Annotated in this window: 19 protein-coding genes; 6 read left to right on the forward strand and 13 right to left on the reverse strand. The window is 68.1% G+C overall.

Annotated features, from left to right (window positions below; all coding sequences use genetic code 11):
• Positions 1 to 37 precede the first annotated feature (37 nt).
• Positions 38 to 1177 (reverse strand): acyl-CoA dehydrogenase family protein, encoded by a 1140-nt coding sequence (locus tag KRR26_RS14675; RefSeq protein WP_120206862.1) that lies wholly within the window; start codon positions 1175 to 1177, stop codon positions 38 to 40.
• A 293-nt stretch (positions 1178 to 1470) separates the two neighbouring features.
• Here KRR26_RS14675 and KRR26_RS14680 point away from each other — a divergent pair, with 293 nt between their 5' ends.
• The 4 genes from KRR26_RS14680 to KRR26_RS14695 all read left to right on the forward strand — a co-directional run bounded on the left by KRR26_RS14680 (position 1471) and on the right by KRR26_RS14695 (position 7481).
• A complete protein-coding gene (locus KRR26_RS14680) occupies positions 1471 to 2562 on the forward strand; it encodes an efflux RND transporter periplasmic adaptor subunit (RefSeq protein ID WP_217080117.1) in 1092 nt (363 codons plus the stop codon).
• Between the two features lie 79 nt (positions 2563 to 2641).
• Positions 2642 to 5776 (forward strand): efflux RND transporter permease subunit, encoded by a 3135-nt coding sequence (locus KRR26_RS14685; protein ID WP_120206864.1) that lies wholly within the window; start codon positions 2642 to 2644, stop codon positions 5774 to 5776.
• The gene (locus KRR26_RS14690) at positions 5776 to 6348 is read left to right on the forward strand and encodes a MarR family winged helix-turn-helix transcriptional regulator (RefSeq protein WP_217080118.1); all 573 of its coding nucleotides are present in this window, start codon (positions 5776 to 5778) and stop codon (positions 6346 to 6348) included. The genes KRR26_RS14685 and KRR26_RS14690 overlap by 1 nt, the downstream gene beginning before the upstream one ends.
• Positions 6349 to 6392: 44 nt before the next feature.
• Entirely contained in the window at positions 6393 to 7481 is a 1089-nt protein-coding gene (locus KRR26_RS14695) for a hypothetical protein (RefSeq protein WP_217080119.1), read from the forward strand.
• Between the two features lie 6 nt (positions 7482 to 7487).
• Here KRR26_RS14695 and KRR26_RS14700 read toward each other — a convergent pair whose 3' ends face one another.
• The 9 genes from KRR26_RS14700 to KRR26_RS14740 all read right to left on the reverse strand — a co-directional run bounded on the left by KRR26_RS14700 (position 7488) and on the right by KRR26_RS14740 (position 14547).
• Complete coding sequence (locus KRR26_RS14700) at positions 7488 to 9236, reverse strand: AMP-binding protein (protein WP_120206867.1); 1749 nt, start codon at positions 9234 to 9236, stop codon at positions 7488 to 7490.
• Positions 9224 to 10189, reverse strand: a complete 966-nt coding sequence (locus tag KRR26_RS14705; RefSeq protein WP_217080120.1) for an alpha/beta fold hydrolase — start codon at positions 10187 to 10189, stop codon at positions 9224 to 9226. Before KRR26_RS14705 ends, KRR26_RS14700 begins: the two co-directional genes overlap by 13 nt.
• Complete coding sequence (locus KRR26_RS14710) at positions 10186 to 10629, reverse strand: acyl-CoA thioesterase (protein ID WP_120206869.1); 444 nt, start codon at positions 10627 to 10629, stop codon at positions 10186 to 10188. Before KRR26_RS14710 ends, KRR26_RS14705 begins: the two co-directional genes overlap by 4 nt.
• 31 nt (positions 10630 to 10660) lie before the next feature.
• On the reverse strand, positions 10661 to 11050 hold the full coding sequence (locus KRR26_RS14715) for a holo-ACP synthase (protein WP_158611500.1): 390 nt from the start codon (positions 11048 to 11050) through the stop codon (positions 10661 to 10663).
• Complete coding sequence (locus tag KRR26_RS14720) at positions 11026 to 12018, reverse strand: ferritin-like domain-containing protein (protein ID WP_199723806.1); 993 nt, start codon at positions 12016 to 12018, stop codon at positions 11026 to 11028. Before KRR26_RS14720 ends, KRR26_RS14715 begins: the two co-directional genes overlap by 25 nt.
• Positions 12015 to 12311, reverse strand: a complete 297-nt coding sequence (locus KRR26_RS14725; RefSeq protein WP_120206871.1) for a hypothetical protein — start codon at positions 12309 to 12311, stop codon at positions 12015 to 12017. Before KRR26_RS14725 ends, KRR26_RS14720 begins: the two co-directional genes overlap by 4 nt.
• Before the next feature lie 134 nt (positions 12312 to 12445).
• Positions 12446 to 13618 (reverse strand): CaiB/BaiF CoA transferase family protein, encoded by a 1173-nt coding sequence (locus tag KRR26_RS14730; protein ID WP_120206872.1) that lies wholly within the window; start codon positions 13616 to 13618, stop codon positions 12446 to 12448.
• A gap of 132 nt (positions 13619 to 13750) precedes the next feature.
• Positions 13751 to 14077 carry an SCP2 sterol-binding domain-containing protein gene (locus tag KRR26_RS14735; protein WP_120206879.1) on the reverse strand — a complete coding sequence of 109 codons (327 nt, stop codon included), beginning with the start codon at positions 14075 to 14077 and terminating at the stop codon, positions 13751 to 13753.
• A 95-nt stretch (positions 14078 to 14172) separates the two neighbouring features.
• Positions 14173 to 14547 carry a response regulator gene (locus KRR26_RS14740; RefSeq protein ID WP_120207118.1) on the reverse strand — a complete coding sequence of 125 codons (375 nt, stop codon included), beginning with the start codon at positions 14545 to 14547 and terminating at the stop codon, positions 14173 to 14175.
• Positions 14548 to 14759: 212 nt separating this feature from the next.
• Here KRR26_RS14740 and KRR26_RS14745 point away from each other — a divergent pair, with 212 nt between their 5' ends.
• Both KRR26_RS14745 and KRR26_RS14750 read left to right on the forward strand, forming a co-directional pair.
• Positions 14760 to 15758, forward strand: coding sequence for a sensor histidine kinase (locus tag KRR26_RS14745; protein WP_217080121.1), 999 nt, complete (start codon positions 14760 to 14762; stop codon positions 15756 to 15758).
• A 77-nt stretch (positions 15759 to 15835) separates the two neighbouring features.
• Entirely contained in the window at positions 15836 to 16072 is a 237-nt protein-coding gene (locus tag KRR26_RS14750; RefSeq protein WP_120206883.1) for a twin-arginine translocase TatA/TatE family subunit, read from the forward strand.
• 164 nt (positions 16073 to 16236) lie between these two features.
• Here the strand turns inward: KRR26_RS14750 and KRR26_RS14755 are convergent, their stop codons facing one another.
• From KRR26_RS14755 to KRR26_RS14765, 3 genes are all read right to left on the reverse strand, one after another.
• Complete coding sequence (locus KRR26_RS14755) at positions 16237 to 18108, reverse strand: AMP-dependent synthetase/ligase (protein ID WP_120206886.1); 1872 nt, start codon at positions 18106 to 18108, stop codon at positions 16237 to 16239.
• A complete protein-coding gene (locus KRR26_RS14760; RefSeq protein ID WP_217080122.1) occupies positions 18105 to 18845 on the reverse strand; it encodes a tetratricopeptide repeat protein in 741 nt (246 codons plus the stop codon). The genes KRR26_RS14755 and KRR26_RS14760 overlap by 4 nt, the downstream gene beginning before the upstream one ends.
• 142 nt (positions 18846 to 18987) lie before the next feature.
• The gene (locus KRR26_RS14765) at positions 18988 to 19728 is read right to left on the reverse strand and encodes a sigma-70 family RNA polymerase sigma factor (RefSeq protein WP_120206890.1); all 741 of its coding nucleotides are present in this window, start codon (positions 19726 to 19728) and stop codon (positions 18988 to 18990) included.
• Positions 19729 to 19867 lie beyond the last annotated feature (139 nt).

Raw genomic sequence — 19867 nt, forward strand, 5'->3', positions numbered from 1 at the left:
CCAGCGGGTGCCCGGAGTCCGCTCCGGCACCCGAGGCTCAGAAGCCGTACAGCTTGGAGATGATCTCCTTCATCACCTCGGAGGTTCCACCACCGATGGTGATGAGGCGGACGTCGCGCCACATGCGGGCGATGGGCGTCTCCTCGATGTAACCCATGCCGCCGAAGAACTGCTGGGCGTCATAGGCCACGCGCTGGGCCAGATCTCCGGCGAACAGCTTCGCCATGGAGATCTCCTTCACGGGGTCCTTCTTCTCATTGAACAGGTCCACCGCGTGGTACGTGAGCCGCCGCGCGGCCTCGATGGCGGTCAGGTGCTCCACGAACTTGTGGCGCCACACCTGGAACTTGATGAGCGGCCGGCCAAACGCCTCGCGCTCGGTTCCGTAGCCCAACGCGTCCTCGAGCATCCGCTCCATCGCGGCCACGGTGGTGATGGCCCCCACCAGTCGCTCGCCCTGGAAGTTGGTCATGATGGAGTAGAAGCCCTCGTTCTCCGTGCCCAGCACGTAGCGCGCGGGGATGCGGCAGTCCTCGAAGTAGAGGATGGCCGTGTCCGAGGACAGGTTGCCCACCTTGTCGAGCTTCTTGGAGACGCCAAACCCCTTCACGTCCGTGGGGAACGTCACCAGCGAGATGCCGCCATAGCCGGCCTCGCCCGTGCGCACCGCGAGCGTGATGAAGTCCGCCCGGGTGCCGTTGGTGATCCACATCTTCGAGCCGTTGATGACGTAGTCGTCACCATCGCGCCGCGCGGTCGTCTGGATGTTCGCCACGTCCGAGCCGCACCCCGGCTCACTCACGCCCAGCGCGGCGATCTTCTCGCCCTTGAGCGCCGGCTCGAGGAACTCGCGCTTCTGCTCGTCCGTCCCGATGTCGTTGATGATGGGCGTGGCCATCTGGCTCTGCACCAGGAGCGCCATGTTCACGCCCGCGTTGCGGCTGCGGCTCAACTCCTCCGCGAACGCCGTCACGTACCAGTAGTCCAGCCCGCTGCCGCCGTACTTGGGATCGTGGTTGATGCCCAGGAAGCCCAGGTCGCCGCACGTCTTGAACAGCTCGCGAGGGAAGATTCCGGCCCGGTCCCACTCCAGACCATGGGGCGTCAGTTCCTTCTCCACGAAGGCGCGCACCGTCTTGCGAAACGCCTCGTGCTCCTCGGTGAACGGGTTCAGCATGCGGCTCCCCAATCGAGATTGATTCTTGAATCAATAACAGGCGCTTGGGGGACCCACAAGCACGGCCCATAGGACCCCCAGTGAGCGGGTGACACCCGCCTCCCCGGGAGGTGTTCGGTCCGAGGGCAGGCAACCCGGCGCGGCGCGGAAATGCATGAGGTCTGAAATAGTCCGCACTCCGGAGTATCTTCTTGACAGACAGTCGAGGCTCCGTAGTTATACGCGCCAAGAGAATTGGCAGCCGGCAGCCACCTTCCCCGAGGAAGGTCAGGGCCCGGCAGGAGCACGGAAGCGTGAATCAGCGAATCTGGGTGGCCGCCGTGGTGGCCGTGGCGTTGTCGACGGGGTGTGCGAAGGCGGACGCGGAGAAGGCGAAGCTGCCTGAGGCGCAGGGTTCCACCGCGCTGGGCGTGAAGGCCATCACCCCCTCCACGGAGCTCGACGAGAACGTGACGCGGGTGACGGGGCAGGTCCGCTCCAAGCAGGAGGCCACGCTGAGCGCCCAGGCCACCGGCACCCTCTTCAAGGTGAACGTGAAGGTGGGAGACCGGGTGAAGAAGAACGACACCCTGGCGGTGCTGGACACGTCCAACGTGCGCATCGGGGTGGAGCAGGCCCGGGCGGCCAAGGACATGGCGGACGCGGCGCTGCAGCTCGCCACGAGCAGCCTGGCGCGCACCCGCAAGGTGGCCGAGTCCGGCGGCGTCTCCGCCAGCAGCATGGACCAGGCGGAGATTGGCCAGAAGCAGGCGGCCGCCCAGGCGGCCCAGGCCGCCGCCGCGCTGAAGATGGCGGAGGAGAACCTGCGCGACATGTCCATCCTGGCGCCCTTCGACGGCGTCATCACCGCGCGGATGAAGAACGTGGGTGACACGGTGGCGATGGTGCCGCCCACGCCCGTCTTCTCCATCGTGGACGACAAGGGCCTGGAGGTCCGGCTGCAGGTGCCCGAGTCCGTCATCGACAAGGTGCAGCTGGGCCAGCTCACCCCCGGCACCGTCAACCCCAGCGGCATGCGCTTCGACGCGAAGGTCAGCAACGTGGGCGCGGTGGTGGACACCACCAGCCGCACGGTCGAGGTCCTGGCGGACGTGACGGGCACCACGCCCAACCCGCTGCGCCCCGGCGCGCTCGTGGAGATGGACTTCTCCAAGGGCAGCAATACGGCGGGCCTCTTCCTGCCCGCGCAGGCCGTCACCGCCCGAGGCCAGGAGGGCTTCGTCTGGGTGGTGGAGGACGGCACCGTGCACAAGCGCGACGTGCGCGTGGAGCGCGTGCTGCCCGGCTACGTGCGCGTGCTTCAGGGCCTGAGCGCGGATGACCGCGTGCTCGCCGACTCGTCGCTGGACGTCAAGGACGGCTCCGCCGTTCGCGTGGTGCAGTGACGTCCTTCTTCCTTCTGGACGCGGTCCGGCCGTCACGCGTGGCGGCCCCGCGCCTCACTTCCTTTCTGGAGTCCTGGGTATGAGCCCGCTCAAGACATTCATTGCCCGGCCCATCTTCACCGCCATGCTCATGGCGGCGGTGGTGGTGTTCGGTCTCTATGCCTATCCGCGCATCGGCGTGGATCAGTTCCCCGACGTCGATTTCCCCGTCGTCACCGTGACGACGGTGCTCCCCGGCGCCGACCCTGAGTCGATGGAGAAGAACGTCTCCGATCCGCTCGAGGAGGCGCTCAACACGCTCAACGGCGTGGACCAGCTGCGGTCCATCAACCTGGAGAGCGTTTCGCAGATCATCGTCCAGTTCAAACTGGACACCAAGGTGGACGTCGCCGCGCAGGATGTGCGCGACCGCGTGCAGGCCACCCTGAGCAAGCTGCCGAACGAGGTCGAGACGCCGGTGGTCGAGAAGTTCGACATCGGCGCGGCGCCCATCATGACGCTGGCGCTCGCGGGTCCGCTGCCCATCGAGGAGCTGACGCGCGTCGCCGATGACGTGGTGAAGCCCGCCCTCCAGCGAAACGGCGGCGTCGGCAGCATCGACATCGTCGGTGGCCGGGACCGCGAGATTCAGCTCGTGGTGGATCCGAACCGCCTGCGCGGCTACGGGCTGGCCATCAGCGACGTGAGCCAGGCCGTCAAGGCGCAGAGCCTGGACGTCCCGGGTGGCCGCACGATGGAGAGTGGCCGCGAGCGCGTGGTGCGCCTCACGTCCGAAGTGAAGAACGTGGATGAGCTGCGCGACCTCATCATCGCCAGCCCCAACGGCGCGCCCGTGCGCGTGCGTGACGTGGCCGAGGTGGTGGATGGCCCCGCCGAGGCGCGCTCCGGCGCCAAGAGCGACGGCCGTACCGCCGTGGCCATGGTGGTCCGCAAGCAGTCCGGCTCCAACACGGTGCAGGTGGCCGAGGCCGTCAAGGAGTCCCTCGCCGACCTCAACACCCTGCTCCCCGCGGGCGTCCGGGTGGAGATGGTGACGGACAACTCGCGGTTCATCCGCTCGTCCATCCACGCGGTGCAGGAGGACCTGGTGCTCGGCGGCGTGCTCGCCGTGCTCATCGTGCTCGCGTTCTTGCGCAACTGGCGCTCCACGCTGGTGGCCGCCATCGCGCTGCCGGTGTCGGTGGTCGGCACGTTCGCGGTCATGGCCGCGCTCGGATTCACCTTCAACATGATCACCATGTTGGCGCTGACCCTCTCCATCGGTCTGCTCATCGATGACGCCATCGTGGTCATCGAGAACATCGTCCGGCACATCGAAGAAGGTGCCAGGCCGATGGAGGCCGCACAGGAGGGCGCCGGTCAGATTGCGCTCGCGGTGCTCGCGGTGACGCTGGCCATCGTGGCGGTGTTCATCCCGGTGGCCTTCATGGAAGGCATGATCGGCAAGTTCTTCTACCAGTTCGGCGTGACGGTGGCGGTGGCGGTGCTCATCTCCTACGCCGTCTCCATGACGCTGACGCCAATGCTGTCGTCGCGCATGCTGAAGGCGCACGCGCACCCCACCGGCCTGAGCGCGGCGGTGGAGAAGGTGCTGGTCGCCACGGAGAACGGCTACCGCAACATCCTCGCGGGCATCCTGAAGCGTCGCGCGCTGACGATGGTCGTCGCGGTGGCGGTGCTCTTCTCCACCTTCGCGCTCGCGCGCTTCCTGAAGTTCACCTTCATCCCCGAGCAGGACAACGGCAACATCAAGCTCGCGGTGGAGCTGCCCATCGGCTCCACCCTGCAGGAGACGCAGGTCGAGTTGGATCAGATCTCCAAGCAAGTGAAGGCGCTGCCCGGCATCGCCTCCACGTTCTCCACGGTGGGCGGCGGCGTGCAGGAGGAGGTCCACAAGGGCGAGGTGCTCGTCAACCTCGTGGACGTGAAGGAGCGTGCGTACAAGCAGAGCGAGCTGAAGTCGTACCTGCGCAAGGTCGTCAAGCCGCGCCCGGGCGTGAACGTCACCGTGCAGGACATCTCCCCGGTGTCCGGCGGCGGCGCGCGCACCCAGCAGGTTCAGTTCAACCTGCGCGGCGATAACTGGAAGGAGCTGACGGCGGCCTCGGAGAAGGTGCGCCAGGCCATGCTCAAGAACCCGGGCCTCACGGACGTGGACATCACGTACCGCTCCGGAAAGCCGCAGTACGACGTGCAGGTGGACCGCGACCGCGCCGCCACGCTCGGCGTGCCCGCCGCGGCGTTGGGCAGCACGCTCCGTGCCTTCCTCGGCCGTGACAAGTTCCTCGACTACCGCGAGGGCGGCGAGACCTACGAGGTGAAGCTGCGCCTGCCCCCGGAGACGCTCGCGTCCGCGGACGCGCTCGGTCAGCTCACCGTGCGCGCGCCCTCGGGACAGCTCGTGGAGCTGCGCAATCTGGCGCGCATCATCCCCGCGGATGGTCCGGTGCAGATCGACCGCCAGCAGCAGAAGCGGCAGATCACCCTGCTCGCCAACCTCGCCAGCAACTACTCGCTCAGCGAAGCCATCAACTTCATGAACACCTACGCGAGCAAGGAGTTGCCCAAGACGATCATCCACGACTTCGAAGGCAACGCGAAGGAGCTCGGGAAGTCGGTGGCCGCGTTCGGCACGGCGCTGCTGTTGGGCATCATCCTCATCTACATGATTCTCGCGGCGCAGTTCGAAAGCCTGGTGCACCCGTTCACCATCATGCTGTCGCTGCCCTTCGCGTTCATCGGAGCGATTGGCGCGCTGCTCATCACCGGCCAGTACATGTCCATGTTCGCCCTCATCGGCATCATCATGCTCATGGGTCTGGTGGTGAAGAACGGCATCCTCCTGGTGGACTTCACGCTGCAGGTTCGTGAGAAGGGGAAGACGGCCCACGAGGCACTCCTGGAGGCCGCGCCGGTCCGTCTGCGCCCCATCCTCATGACGACCATCGCGATGATCGCCGGCATGGTGCCGGTGGCGGTGGCCCGGGGCGACGGCGCCGAGACGCGCGCGCCCATGGCCATCACCATCATCGGCGGCCTCATCACCTCCACCTTCCTCACGCTGGGCGTGGTGCCGGTGGTGTACTCGCTGCTCGACCAGCTCGCCGGGAAGTTCAAGCGGCGCAAGGGCACGGACGTGGCGCCGGGCGGCGCGCATCCCGCGCCCGGTGGACAGGAGGCTGAGCCCGCAGTGGCCCGCGTGGAGACGGCCTGATGCGCCGGCCGGCCTCCACTCCCCCCGCTTCCGAGGAGCGCGACGAGCGCCCCGACGGAGCGGGAGGCCCCGAGGCGACGGACGACAACGCCGCGAACGAAGAGTTCGCGGCGCTGTCGAGCCAGTCCCCCACGCCTGACTCTCAGCGCATGCTGACGCTGTTCATGGACCTGGGGCGCTTCCGCTCCCTGCGCGACCCCTTGGCCAGCATCTGCGAGGACCTGAACCTCACGCCGACGCAAGTCCATGCGCTCGTCTGGTTGGGCCACGACGGGCCCATGCACGTGGGCGTGCTCGCGCAGCGCATCGGCATCACCAAGAAGACCATCACCGGCGTGGTCGATCGCCTCGCCGAGATGGGCACGGTGGAGCGCACGCGAGACACCGAGGACCGACGCGCTGTCGTCGCGCGCCTCACCCCCAGCGGCACGCAGCTCTCCGAACGCATCGCCCGCACGATGGACGCGGGCGTGCGGCAGCTCCTGTCACTGATGGCGGCCGAGGACCGCGACGCCCTCTTCGGGATGCTCGAACGGATCCTCGCACGCTTGCGGGCTCGCCAGGCCGAGTGAGCCGAGGTGCGGGAATGGACGAGGGCTGACACACTGCCTCGTCCATGTCCCTCGCCGCCTCGATGCTCCTGGGCCTGTTGCTCGCTTCGCCCCCTGCCTCGCCCGCCCAGGCGCTCCATGCGCAGTGCCGCGCGCGGGCGGCGGACCCTGGCAACCCGTGGGCGCTCGCCCATGGCATGGACCTGGATGGCAAGGCGTTCCGCGCGCGCGACGGGCGCCTCGCGGCGGACGTCATCGTGGGGGACTTCCTGCACCGCGCCCCCGGTGACGCCGCCTCCGCGGATCTCTTCTTCGATGCGCGCACCGCCGCGGGCGTGCCCGTGGAGCCCCACCCCGCGCTTCAGGTGAAGACACTGCTCGTGGCAGGCGTTCCCTTGTCGCGCCGCTTCCCCATGCGGGATGGCAGCGTGACCTTGCGTGCGCTGGTCGAGGACCTGAAGCGCGACTTCCGCCCGGCGCTCGCCCAGTCTCCGGATGGAGCGTGGACGCTCGATGCGCTGTCGCATGTGCTCGCCCCGGGCGACACATTCCGCGATGGCGCGGGAGACGCGGTGCACATCGACGCCGTCATGGACAGCGCGCTCGCCACACTCGAGGCCGCGCAAGCCGACCTCGCCGCGGGCATGAAGGCCGGAGCGCGCGAGGTCCCCAAGCGAGGCCAAGGCATCTACGCGCACCCATGCGGTGGGCTGCACTGGTTCCAAGCCGTGGCGAGCTGGGCGCGCTTCGCGTCGGTGCGCCGAGCCTGGGGCCGGCGGCTGGACACGCAGGTGGAGGTGCTCCTCTACCGGCTGGACTCCGAAGCGCGGCAGTACGAGACCGCGCTCTCCGCCGAGCCCGCGTACCGCGTGCGGCTCCTGTCCCAGATGGTGAAGTTCTACGGCCACCTGCTGGAGTCACTCGGGCGCTACCGCGACGAAGCAGGCTGGCGCCCCACCGCCGCGCAAACCCAGGCCGTGCAGCGTGCGCTCACGTACCTGGAGCGCGCCACCAGTCGCCTGGAGGCCACGGGCGCCTACCGCGACACCGACTCGCTGGCCGCGAGCGACCCCCAGCTCGCGTGGGACCTCGTGGGCGACGCGTGTCACGCCGCGCGCGGCTGGGACTTGTGGCAGCCGCGCGCCCCGAAATGACGCGCGTCAGGAGTCCCGTCGCGCGCCCTTGGGCATGAAGCGCCCCAGCCCCGCCTCGAGCACCGCGCGGCCCGACGTCACCAGACGACGGCCGCGCTGACGCGCGACGAACACCGCGCCCAACACGAGCCGCTCCGCGCGCATGCGCAAGAGGTCCGCGCGCAGCTCACCGGGTGTCACGAACCGGATGCGCCCGGCCTCGTAGGCCTCGCTGATGGCGCGACGCTGGAGCTTGCCGCTGCTCGTCTTCTGAATCTGCCCGTAGCGAATGAAGAGGACATCTTCGGGAGAGACCGTCACGCCCACGCCGGACAGGACGGACTCGCACACGCGGCGGCGGCTCTCCTGCTCGCGCTCCAGCGCGGACGGGTGATTCACCTCCGCGAGCACCACGATCTTCCCCTTCACCTGGATGACCACGGTGCGGCCCGCGCGGATGAAGGGCAGCCGCTCCACCGCCTGCTCGAAGTCCGGCGAGAAGAAGCTCTGCCCATTCACCTTGATGCGATCATTCACACGGCCGGTGATGTACAGCTCGCCGTCCTGGACGAAGCCCAGGTCGCCCGTCGAATAGAAGCCGGTGTCTCCCAGCAACGGGCGCTCGTCCTGGTAGTAGGTCGCCGCGAGCGTGCCGCCGCGCAGCTCCACTTCCCCCAGCTCGCGCTCGCCACACAGGTGCCCATCGTCGGCGCGCAGGCGCACCTCGAACTCGGGCAGTGGGCGTCCCACGGAGATGGCGGACTGGCCGTTGGGCGCCATCACCAGGCGGGACTCCTTGCTCGGCGCCGCGGCCGCCACCATCAGCACCACCTCGGCCATGCCGTAGCACGGCATGAACACGTCCCGCCGCAGGCCATACGGCGCCAGCATGTCGAGGAACGCGTGCATGTTGGGGATGTTGATGGGCTCGCTGCCCAGATAGACCGTCCGCAGCGCGGACAGGTCCAGCTTGGCCAGGTCCTGACGGTCCGCCTCGCGCAACGTCTTCAACGCGTAGTCGATGGCGAAATTGGGGATGACCGCGTGCGAGGCGCGCTGCGTGCTCAGTTGCTCCAGCCAGCCCATCGGATCCAACAGGAACGCGGCGGGCTGCGACTGGTGCAGATCATTGCCGCCCGTGAGGGTGGACAGGAACGAGCCGATGAGCCCCATGTCGTGGTACAGGGGCAGCCAGCTGCAGCAGCGGTCATCAATGCGCCGCCCGTCATGCCGCGCGATGAGCCGCAGGTTCTCGCGCAGGTGGGCCTGGGTGATGGGCACGCCCTTCGGGAACGACGTCGAGCCCGAGGAGAACTGCACGAACGCCAGCTCCTCCGGGGCCACCTCGCGCAGGCGAGCCCCGGGCTTGCGTGCGTTGGCCGGAGGCAGCGCCAGGCGCTCCAGAGACAGCGTCACGGAGGACAGGCTCGGCGCATCGAGCACCCGGCGCACGCCGTACCGCTGGGCGATGCGATCGAGGAACTCGCTGTACGTCACGCGGGGCGTGCTGAGGATGTACGGCTTCACCGACAAGGGCAGCGCGCCCAGTTCGAGCAGCCCGAAGAAGGAGAAGATGACCTCGGGCGAGGTCTCGAACGGCAGGATGACCTGCTCGCCCTGGCGAACACCGCGCGCCTGAAAGTGCTCGGCGGCCGCTGCCACGCGCGCGGGGAACTCCCGGTAGGGGATGAACAGGGGCGCGTGGGCGAAGTCTTCGTACAGGAACAGGCCCTTGTGGGCGTCCTGCGTCTCCAGACGCTGAATCAGTTCGAGCATGGTGCGCCTCCTCCCGACGACTCACCGGGGGTGGGAATGGCCACGCGCCGCATCCACTCCATCACGCGTGGCAGGACCTCCTCGCGAGCGCGCTCGCCGCGGACGAGGTCGAAGTGCCCGAAGTCCTTCGAGTGGCCGTGGGCGCGGCCGAACGTGAGCAACTCCTTGCGCGACGAGCCCAAGCTGTCCACCAGCTTGCGCGCCCGCCGAGGCGAGGCATGGAAGACGTCCGCGGCCCCCACCCCCGCGAACACGGGCAGCTCCACCCGTTGCAGCGCCGCCCAGTAGTCGGTGGCGCCGTCCACACTGCGAAAGGCTCCGGTGGGAGCCCAGTCTGAGAACTGCCGCATCACCCCCGCGGGTTCATCCGAGGGCCCCTGCTTCAGCGCGCGCGCGGGGAAGCGCCCCAGCACCCGGGACACGACGCCCGCGACCCCGAACTGGAGCCGCTTGTTCCAGCCGCCCTCGCCAAAGTCATTCACCGCCGCGGACAGCGTGCACACGCCCGCGAGCATCGCCTGGAGCTCGGGCGCCACCGCGAGCGCCGCGAGCACCGCGTAGCCCGCCATGCTGTGCGCCAGGATGAACAGCGGGCCCTCGTGGCGCGCGCGCATCGCGCGAAGCAGGTCCGGGATGTCGTCGCGCACGTAGGTGTCGAAGGACCAGTCCCAGGCACGACGCTCGGGCCAGCGGCTCTGGCCATGGCCGCGAAGCGAGGCCACGTCCACCGCGAAGCCCGTGTCCAGGAACGTGCGCGCGGGGCCCTCTCCGCTCGCGCTCAAGAAGAAGCGCCCGTCGGAGAACAACCCCGGGATGAAGAGGACAGCGGGCGCTCGCGCCCCCGGCGAGGCGTGTCGAACATGGAGCGCATGGCCCCCTCGCGTGGGTACCCATGAGTCCTCGGCGGGCGCGGGCAAGGGAGCACGTCCGGTCGCCGTGGCGGTGGCGCTCATGACCGGGCTCCGCCTCCTGCCCGCTGAGGCTCTCGCGCGGCGGCCAGGAAGTCCTGGAGCGAGCACAGGGTTCGAGACTCCTCGTCGATGAAGGCCACGTGTACCGCGGCTTCCACGGCCATCTGGCGGCCCCCTTCCGTGAAGACCCGCTGGCGGAAGCACACGCGGTAGGTGACGCTGTCCTCGAGTTCCTCGGGCGCAGGCGCATCAATCACGGTGCGGACCCCGACCTCTTGCGGATGAATCTCGCGGCGGTAGTCGATCTCCACCCGAGACACCACGGGGAGGATGTGCGTGCGGTGGCGGACGCCGTGCTGCTCCATCCACGCCCAGCGCCCCGCTTCCAGGTACTCCAGGACGGTGGCGTTGTTGACGTGGCCCAGGCTGTCGAGATCGTTGGGGCGGACGCGCAGAGTCAGGATGGATTCGTCGAAACGCACGAAGGCCCTCGGCCGGTGGGAGAAGCGGCGTTCAGGGTCGCGGCGTCAACGTCACGACGACCACCGTCGAGACGAAGCCGCCGCTGTGAGACAGCGACAACAGGGTGTGCCAACCCTCGCGTTCCGCGTGCTCGCGCAACGCGCCGTGAAACTCGAAGCGCGGGGCATGGCGCGCATCGTGATGCAGCTCCGCATCCGTCCAGAACCACCCGTCCACGGGCGGAAGCGCCTTGAAGAGCGCTTCCTTCGCGGAGAAGCCCGCGGCCAGGCTCTCGTGCGGGGAACTGGCGCGCGCGAAGTGCGCCAGCTCCGCCTGCGTGAAGAAGACGCCCGGCTCGCGTAGCCCCTCCACGGACTCCAGCTCGTGGACGGCTTGCAGGTCGTGCCCCAGGCCGATCAGCACCCGACCAGATCCATCCACGTGTCCTCCACCTCCTGCGCGGAGGACACAGTCATGCCGGTGATGCGCTTGAGCGCGTTGAAGATGAGCGATTCCTTCTTCTCGATCGCATCCGGGCTGTACAGCCCCTCGCGGTGCTCCACCTGATCCCACCAATTGACGTGCGTGCCGCGCGACTCCACGTGCCCGCGCTTGCTGCCGTGCACCTCGCCGCCCTCGCGCAGGAACAGGTGCGCCACCGCGAAGGCCTCCTTGGCCTTGTACTCGCCGCTGTCGACGAGCGCCTTGGCGAACGCGATGAAGTAATTCATGTGTTGGATCTCATCCGCGCCCACCTGCTTGAAGAGCGCCTTGAGACCCGGATCCTGGATGACGCGCGCGCAGTGCCCGTAGTTCACCGCCGCGACGATCTCGGAGATCGACAACAGCGTGAGCGTGCGCAGCATGTCATCGTCCGGGAACACCTTCCGGTACTCGATGAACGTGGCGTCGCTGATGGGCTCCAGTCCCAGCAGCTGCGAGAGCCGGTTGAAGCTCGTCTCGTGGTGCGCCTCTTCCTCGTTCCAGTAGCGGCTCCACGTGCCGCAGGCCTGGAGGATGGAAGCCACCACGTCGTTGCGGCCTTGCCACTTGCGGCACTCCGCGTCCGCCAGGCGCTCCAGGCGATCCGCGCCCGGCTTGGTGGTCAGCTCCGCGCGCCCCGCGTTCCACACGAGGTTGCGATCCGACTCGCTCAACCGCTGGATGTCGACCGCGCCCACCAGCTCCATCGCGCTCCAGCGCCGCGACTCGTGCAGGCGCTGCTGCTCCCACGTCAGGTCCACCAACGAGCGGCTCTCGCGCGTGATGGCTTGATACAGGTCCGCGACGATGACGGGGCGATTCGCCGCGCCGGCCCCCGCCTCGTGCTCCACGTGACTCGAGCCACCTTGCTCGAGGATCGCCTCCGCGGAGGACTCACGCGCCACGCGAGGGGAAACCGTCGTCATGCCGCCCTCCCCTGCTGGGATTGTGCTTCCTGGAGGAAGACCTCGAGGACGCGGGAGATGGGCGTGTCCAGCGACAGCGCCGGCAGGCGCACTCGAAGACCGAAGTCCTTGCGCAACCCGTTCGACGTGCGCGCGAAGGCCTCCATCAAATCCACACTGTTCGTCATCCGCTCCGATCTCGTGATCAGGGCCGCCAGTGTCAGGTCCTCACCAAAGAGGTCCGACTCCGGCAGGCCCACGTGCTCCGCGAACTTCCTGCGGATGTAGGTCTCCATCTCGTGGATGTCGGGCATGCAGGGTGCTCTCCTTCCCCAGGCCGATAGAAGTGTCCCAACAGAGACAAAATGAAAGTTGAAGATGCGGAAGCGCGAGTGTCAACAGTGCTTCCAACGTTCCGCGGTGGGGAGTTGGCACCGACCCCAGCGCGTCACGCACCCAGGCGGGAGATTTCCTCGGCGGTGAAACCCGCCTCACTCAAAATCGCGCGCGTGTGCTCACCCAACGCAGGCGGCTGACGCAGCGGCGTATCTCCCATCCGCAGGGGCGTCAGCAAGTGCGTCACCTTGCGCCCGAGACGAAAGTCCTCGCCTTCCACGAATAGTCCGCGTGAGCGCAACTGAGCGTCCGAGAGAACGTCATCGCCCTCGGCGACCGGCTCCACGCAGAGGTCCGAGCCCGCCAGTCGCTCCTGCCAGGTCGCGAGCGGTTGGCTGGAGAAGAGGCGCTCCAGTTCGGCCCGCACGCGCGCGGAGGCCTCACCCGGCACATAGGCGTCCTCCAGCAACTCAGGGCGCCCCAGGCGCGCGAGCAACGCGGCGAAGAACTTGGGCTCGAGCGCGCCCACCGCGAGCCAGCGGTCATCCGCGGTGCGGTACAGGCCATAGCAGGGGTAGCCACCGTTGAGCGGCTCGCGGCCACGCGCGAGCGGCGCGCCCTCAGGCCCGAGGAACAGGCGCGAGGCCAGATGCAGGTGCAGGAAGGCCAGCGCCCCATCCGCCATGGACACGTCGACGAAGCGCCCTGCGCCCGTGCGCGCGCGCTCATGCAGCGCCGCGAGGATTCCCACCAGCGCGAAGAGGCTGCCGCCCCCGATGTCCGCCATCTGCACGCCGGGGAACGCGGGCGCGCCGTCCGCGGCGCCGCCGTAGCCCAGCAGGCCCGCGCGCGCCACGTAGTTCAGGTCGTGGCCAGCCTTGAGGCGATCCGGTCCCGTCTGCCCATACCCCGAGATGGAGCACACGATGAGCCGCGGGTTGCGCGCGCGCAGCGTGGCCTCGCCCAGCCCGAGCTTGTCCATGACCCCAGGCCGGAAGCTCTCCACCAGGACGTCGTAGTGCTCCACCAACCGCAGGAGCGCGTCGCGCCCCTCGGGCGTCTTCAGGTTGAGCGTGAGCGAGCGCTTGTTGCGATGCAGGCCGTAGAAGAGCGCGCCCTCGCCGTCTCGCTGTGGCGGCATGTGCCGCGTGCCATCGCCGCCTTCGGGATCCTCCACCTTGTCCACGAGCGCGCCCAGGTCCGCGAGCACCAAGGTGGCATACGGCCCGGGCAACAGGCGCGACAGGTCCAGCACACGCAGACCAGCGAGCGGCAACGACGACATGCGGGGGAGTCTCCTGAGACTTGAAACAGCGACGGCGCGCCCCTCCCTGCGGAGACAGGCGCGCCGCGCGAGCGGGGAGTCACGCTCCGAAGGGCGGACCCCCACGCGGGCTGATGCTGAAGCGAAACGTGCTCAGGCCAGCAGCTTGCCCAGCTTCATGGCGAGGCCCATGTCCATGGGCTTGAACTTCAGCTTGCCCTGCATGGCCGCCATCTGGGGGTTGAGCTGCTTGCTGCGGATCTTCACGAAGTCGTCGTTGCTGCAGCTGACGGTCATCTTCGGGGTGCCCTCGGCGCCCGGCGAGACCCAGCCCTCCGCCTTCGTCAGGTCCACCGTCCAGGTGCCACCGCCGTCGCCGGAGATGACGAAGTGGATGACCGCGTTGATGTCCTTCGCAAGCTCCGGCTTCTGCTTGAGGACGTTGGGGATATCGCTCTCGAGAATGTCCTTCGAGGTCACGGCGCGCTCCTTGGACTGGGTGTTGATTGGTGAATCAAGACCGCGCAGACCGTAATGGCGCACCCCGAGGAGGTCAAGCCGCTCGACAGCGCGGATCACGCCCCCGTGTTCGCGACAGCGGGCGTCAGGGAGTTGCGAACCATTTCCAACAGGTCATTCAGTTCGAAGGGCTTGGCGAGGTGGCCCACGGCGCCAATGTCCGCGGCCTTGCTGCCCACGTTGCGATCCGCGCTGAGCACGATGAGGGGGATGGAGGCGACGTCCGGGTTCTGCCGCATGCGATGGGCGAACTCCCAACCATCCATCACCGGCATCATCAGGTCGAGCAGGATGAGACGGGGCGGATCCGGCACCAGCCTCTCCAGGGCCTCCTTGCCGTTGCGAGCGCGGCGGATCTCAAAGCCCTCGGCCTCCAGAATCTCCGAGAGGGCCTCCAGGATATCGGGGTCGTCGTCCACGACGAGGACCACAGGCGAGCCAGGTTGCTGTCCATTGAGCGAGGTCAGAGCCGTCTCCTCGATGCGCTGCCAGTGCCAAGCTTCCATCATCCTCGCGCTGGCCGCCGCAAGAAATCGCGCGCGCCCATGCCCGAGCGAGCGCACGTTGCAAAACCGACAGTCGCTGCCCACCCTTCCGGTGTCTCGCTGCCCGGGAGGTCGCTCGCGTGAGGGGGTCCGAGGACATGACGACAGAGGGCGGCTCGGTCGCCCCGGGGCTCGCGCTGCTGCCTCGACGGGGAGCCCCCCGACTGCTCGGTCGCGCCCTGTTGGATCACCTGGGCCTGGAGATGCTCCCGCCCGACGTGGGCTCGCTCTCGCAGTTGCTGGAAGCGGCCGGCTTCCACCCGCGCCCCGGAAACACGCGCCTGTGGGAGCGCGATGGCCGCGTGGTGCTCGCGGGCGAGGAGTGGCTGGAGGACGACGCGGCTCGGCTCGTATGGACCGTGAGGCCCCCGTGGAGCGAGGACCAGGTGGACCGCCAGGTCCGCTACCTGGGCATGGCGTCGCATGACTTGCGCGGCTCGCTGGCGAACATCCGTTCGTATGCGGCGCTGCTGCTCAATGGTCGCGTGCCCCTGGAGCCGAAGGCGAAGCGCGGCTTGGAGACCATCCTGCGCAACGCGGACCGGGCGCTCGCCTTCTCCCAGGACTTCTTCGACGCGAGTCGAGCGGACCTCGGCTCGCTCGCCTGTGAGCGCGAACACCAATCGCTCGTGCCCGTGTTGGAGGCCGCCGTGGCCCGCGCCCGCCCCGCGACCGAAGGGGCCCAAGTCTCACTGGAGCTGGAGGCCCCCCTGCCGCTGCCCGAGGTCGAGATGGACGCGGGCCGGATCCAACACGCGGTGGAGGCGTATGTGCACCACCACCTGCTGCACGCCCGACCCGGAGAGCGGATCCGCGTGAGCGCCCTGCCCGCAGGCCCTCGGGTGCGCGTCGCGGTCCGGCGCGACGGCGCCTCGCTTCCCGAGCAGGACGCCGCAGCCATCTTCCTGCGCGAGGAGCGCGCGTTCCGCGAGCGCAAGCTGGAGGATCCCCTCCGCGTCCACCTCGCCCGACAGGAGATTGAAGCGCACGGTGGCACCGTCGGAGTGGAGACGGATGCGCACGGCAGCACGCTCTTCTTCACGCTGCCTGTAGAGGCGCCACTTCAGCCTAGTCCACCAGCGACCATCCAGGCGTGACACCCCCACGGGAGTTGCTGGCGGACGGACCGTCCCATGGCTATGCTCCGCCCGTTTTAACTGCGAGGAGCGGTACGATGGGACTGAAGCTGCCTGAGTTGATTCTGATTTTCGCGGCGCTGCTGCTGCTGTTCGGGGGCTCGCGGCTGCCTCAGCTCGGCGCTTCGCTGGGAAGCGCCATCCGCAACTTCAAGCGCGGGTTCAGCGGGGATGACCACGCCGACGCGCCCGAGGAGAAGAAGACCGGAGCGCTGGCCAGCACCTCGTCCGTCGAGAAGGACGTCGCGGCCAAGTCTCACAGCCACCAGGGTTGAGCGGTCCGCCAGCGAGCCGCTGGCCCGTCCCCCTGAAGTCGCCGCCCGCTCCCCTCCGGCCCATGCTGTCGGAGTGAGCGGGCGTTGCCTTTTCAGGCGAGCGACCGTGCGGCCATGCGAGTGGGGGAGGCCCGGACTCAGCCGGGCCCCCCGCGTCCCCGACGCTAGTCGTTGGACTTGCCGCCCTCGTACAGGGCGTCGATGGTCGTCTTGTACTTCTGGCTGCACACCTTGCGCTTCACCTTCAGCGTCGGCGTCAGCTCACCGGACTCCTGCGTGAAGTCCGCCTCCATGACGGCGATCTTCTTGATGGTGGCGTACGGAGGCGAGTCCGCGTTCACCTTCTTGATGATCTCCTCGACCGCGACCTTGATCTCCGGGCGCCGCGCGTTCTCTGCGTAGGAGCCCACAGGCAGGCCCTTGTCCTGGAGCAACTTGCGCGCCGGCTCCTCGGCCACGGTGATGAGGGACACGAGGAACGGCCGCTTGTCGCCGTACACCATGGCCTGGCTGATGAGCGGGAACGTCTTGAGGGTGTTCTCGATGTTCTGCGGCGCCACGTTCTTGCCGCCCGCCGTGACGATGATGTCCTTCTTGCGGTCGGTGATGCGCAGGTAGTTGTCCGCGTCCAGCTCACCGATGTCGCCCGTGTGGTACCAGCCGTCCGGCTCCAGCGCCTCGGCGGTGGCCTGCGGGTTCTTGTAGTAGCCCTTCATGACGCAGGGGCCGCGCACCAGGATCTCGCCGTCCGGAGCGATCTTCACCTCGGTCCCCGGGATGGGAGGACCGACCGTGCCGATCTTCACCTTCTCCGCGCGGTTCGCGTTGCACGGCGCGGCCGTCTCCGTCAGGCCGTAGCCCTCCAGCACCTTGAAGCCGAGCAGATCGAAGAAGTAGGCGATCTTGTTCGACAGCGGCGCGCCGCCGGAGATGAACACGCGCATGTTGCCGCCCAGCTTCTCGTCCAGGGTGGCGCGCACCTTGGAGAACACCAGCCGCTTGGCGAGCGTGAAGCGCAGCGAGTTGTACTCCCGCCCCTGCATGCGCGCGTCGGCGTACTCATCGAAGAGGCTGAAGGCCCAGCGGGCCAGCCGGCCCTTCATGCCCGGCGCCGCAGCGGCGTTGGCCACCACGTTGTTGTAGACCTTCTCGAAGACGCGCGGCACGGACGGCAGCACCGTGGGCCGCGTCTCCACCAGGTTGGACAGCAGCTTGTCCACCGACTCCGCGATGATGAGCCGGTAGCCCATGCTCAACCACGCGGCCTTCGCCACCTGCGCGAACACGTGCGCCAGCGGGAGGAAGAGCATCACCGAGTCACCCGGCACCATCAGGCCCATCGACTGGGTGGCCTGCGCCTGGTACGCCCAGGTGCCGTGGGTGAGGATGACGCCCTTGGGGTCTCCCGTCGTGCCCGAGGTGTAGATGATGCAGTTGGTATCGTCCGCGCCGACCTGGGCCACGCGCTCATCGAAGGCGCCGGGATGGGCCTCGTGCTCGGCCTGCCCCTGCTTCATCAGGTCCGCGAGCGGCACCTCCACGCCGCCGGCCGCCACCTGACCGTCCTGCACGACGATCCGGCGGAGCGTGGGACACTCGGACAGGCGCTGGCGGATGCGGGTCAAGCGCCCGACCTGCTTCGCGTCCTTCTCGTCCGAGTCGACGAAGAGAAGCACCGTCTCCGAGTGGTTGATGATGTAGCGACACTCGTCCGGCGTGTTGGACGAATAGATGGGGACGGTGATGGCCTGCGCCGCGCTGATGGCCAGGTCCCAGACAATCCACTTGAGACTGGTGTTGGCGAAGATGGCCACGCGATCGCCCGGCTTGATGCCCTGGGCGATGAGACCCGCCGACACGACCTTCACTTCGTCCAACACCTGCCCGAACGTCACATCCTGCCAACGCCCATCCACCTTGTGGGTGAGCCCCGCCTTGGAGGCATTCTGGGCGCGCTGAACGAGCAGTTGAACGAGGTTCTGCTCCTGCGACCCGGAAGCGGCAGTCACCGCTGCGACCTGACTCTCTGCCCTCACTTGAGCTCCTCCTCGATGTCGGCCTCGACCTTCTTGGCCCATTCCTGGATGCGCTGGCCCTCGGGAGGGTCGAACGCGGTACTGCCCTGCTTCACCTTCTGGATCGCCTCGCGCGCCTGCTTGGCCTTGCCGTCCTTCAGCAACGTCTCGGCCAGGTAGTAATTCGCCCGGAGCATCTCCGGAAACTTAGCGATCGCCTTCTCATAGAACGCCGCGGACTTCCCCAGGTCTCGCTTGGGCCACGGCAGCTCGTAGTGGTAGCGGCCCTTCGCCAGCCAGGGCGAGCCCCGGGCGAACGTGGGGTCGATGCGCAGCGCCGCATCCAGCCGCTCGTTGAACTTGCCCTCCAGACCCTCGCCCAGGGCCTTCATGACCCCGACGGCCTGCGAGTACGCGCCAATGCCCGCGGCGGCGTAGTAGTGCCCCTCCACGCGGTCCGGGGCGAGCTTCAGGGCCCGCTCTCCGAGGTCCCACGTCTGGCGCCCCAGCACGCGCTTGAGCTTCGAGTCCATGGCGCCATCAGCCTCCCACTGCCGGATGCGCGCCGTGCGCCACACCAACGCGTAGTCGTTGGGGGCCGCCTCCATTGCCTTCTTGAGCGCGTCCTCCAGCTCCTTCACCGTCGCGGCGTCACCGCGCTTGGCGTAGAGCGCATCCAGGTTCGCGAGGAGCTCGGAATCCGCGGCCTGTGCCGGCAGCGTCGCGAGCAGCAAAAGGGCAAGCAATTTCAGGCGCATGGACCGTCGTGTTACCACGCACGCTCGCCCACCAGCAACCCAGAGCGTCCCCTGCTTCCCCGCAACGACACGGGCGGAACCAGCAGGGCCAGCTCCCCTGCCAGTCCCGCCCGGATGGGGGACGCACGACGCCCTGGGGGCCTCAGGCGGCGTCCGCCGTCGCCGTGTGCTCCTCGTTCTCGTTGAACGCGGAGAGGTAGCGCTCCAGGAAGTTCTTCGTCTTCAGCTCGACCTGGCGCACGCGCTCGCGCGACACACCCCAACGCTGTCCCAGCTCTTCCAGCGTGAGCGGCTTGTCCTGAGTAAGCCGCTCCGTGAGGATGTCCCAGCCCAGGTCGCCGATGCGCTTGCGGACCTTGGCGAGGGCCTCCTGGATCTCCGTGTCCTGCTCGCGCGACAGATACGTGTCCTGGGGCGAGGGGCCGTTGTCCTCGATGCGATCTAGGAAGGTCGTCTCGCCTTCCTCGTCGATGGTGGCGTCCAGCGAGAAGTCCACCATGCTGCCTCGCTCCGCCTCGCCACCGCGCACCTGGCTGCGGTTGTCCTTCAAGTAGCGGGTGATGTAGGCCCGAATCCACCACACCGCGTACGTGGCAAAACGCACATTCTTTTTGGGATCGAAATGCTCGATCGCCTTCATCAGGCCCACGTTGCCTTCCTGGATGAGGTCATCCAGGCGTGCACCGCGGTTTGCGAACTTCTTGGCGACCGCGACCACGAACGCCAGGTTGGAACTGGCGAGCGTCTGCCGAGCGCTCTCGTCACCCTTTCGCGCCAGCCGCGCCAGCTCGTACTCCTGCTCGCGCGTCAGTTGCTGGTGCCCCCCCAGGTGACGCAGGTATTGCGACAGTCCCTCTGCCGCATACTTCGTCGAGTTGGCCATGATTTCCCGTCCTCCGTTCAAATGCAGCCGGAAGCGCTCGTCCCCCGTCGAAACGCGTCCGCATGCATCTAGGACGCGCAACGACGGAAAGGGTTTCTCATTCCTGCCACGGGGACATTCCACGCCCTTAAGCGTGTCA

This window comes from Citreicoccus inhibens (genome assembly GCF_019039035.1).
GTDB classification, from domain to species: Bacteria; Myxococcota; Myxococcia; order Myxococcales; family Myxococcaceae; genus Citreicoccus; species Citreicoccus inhibens.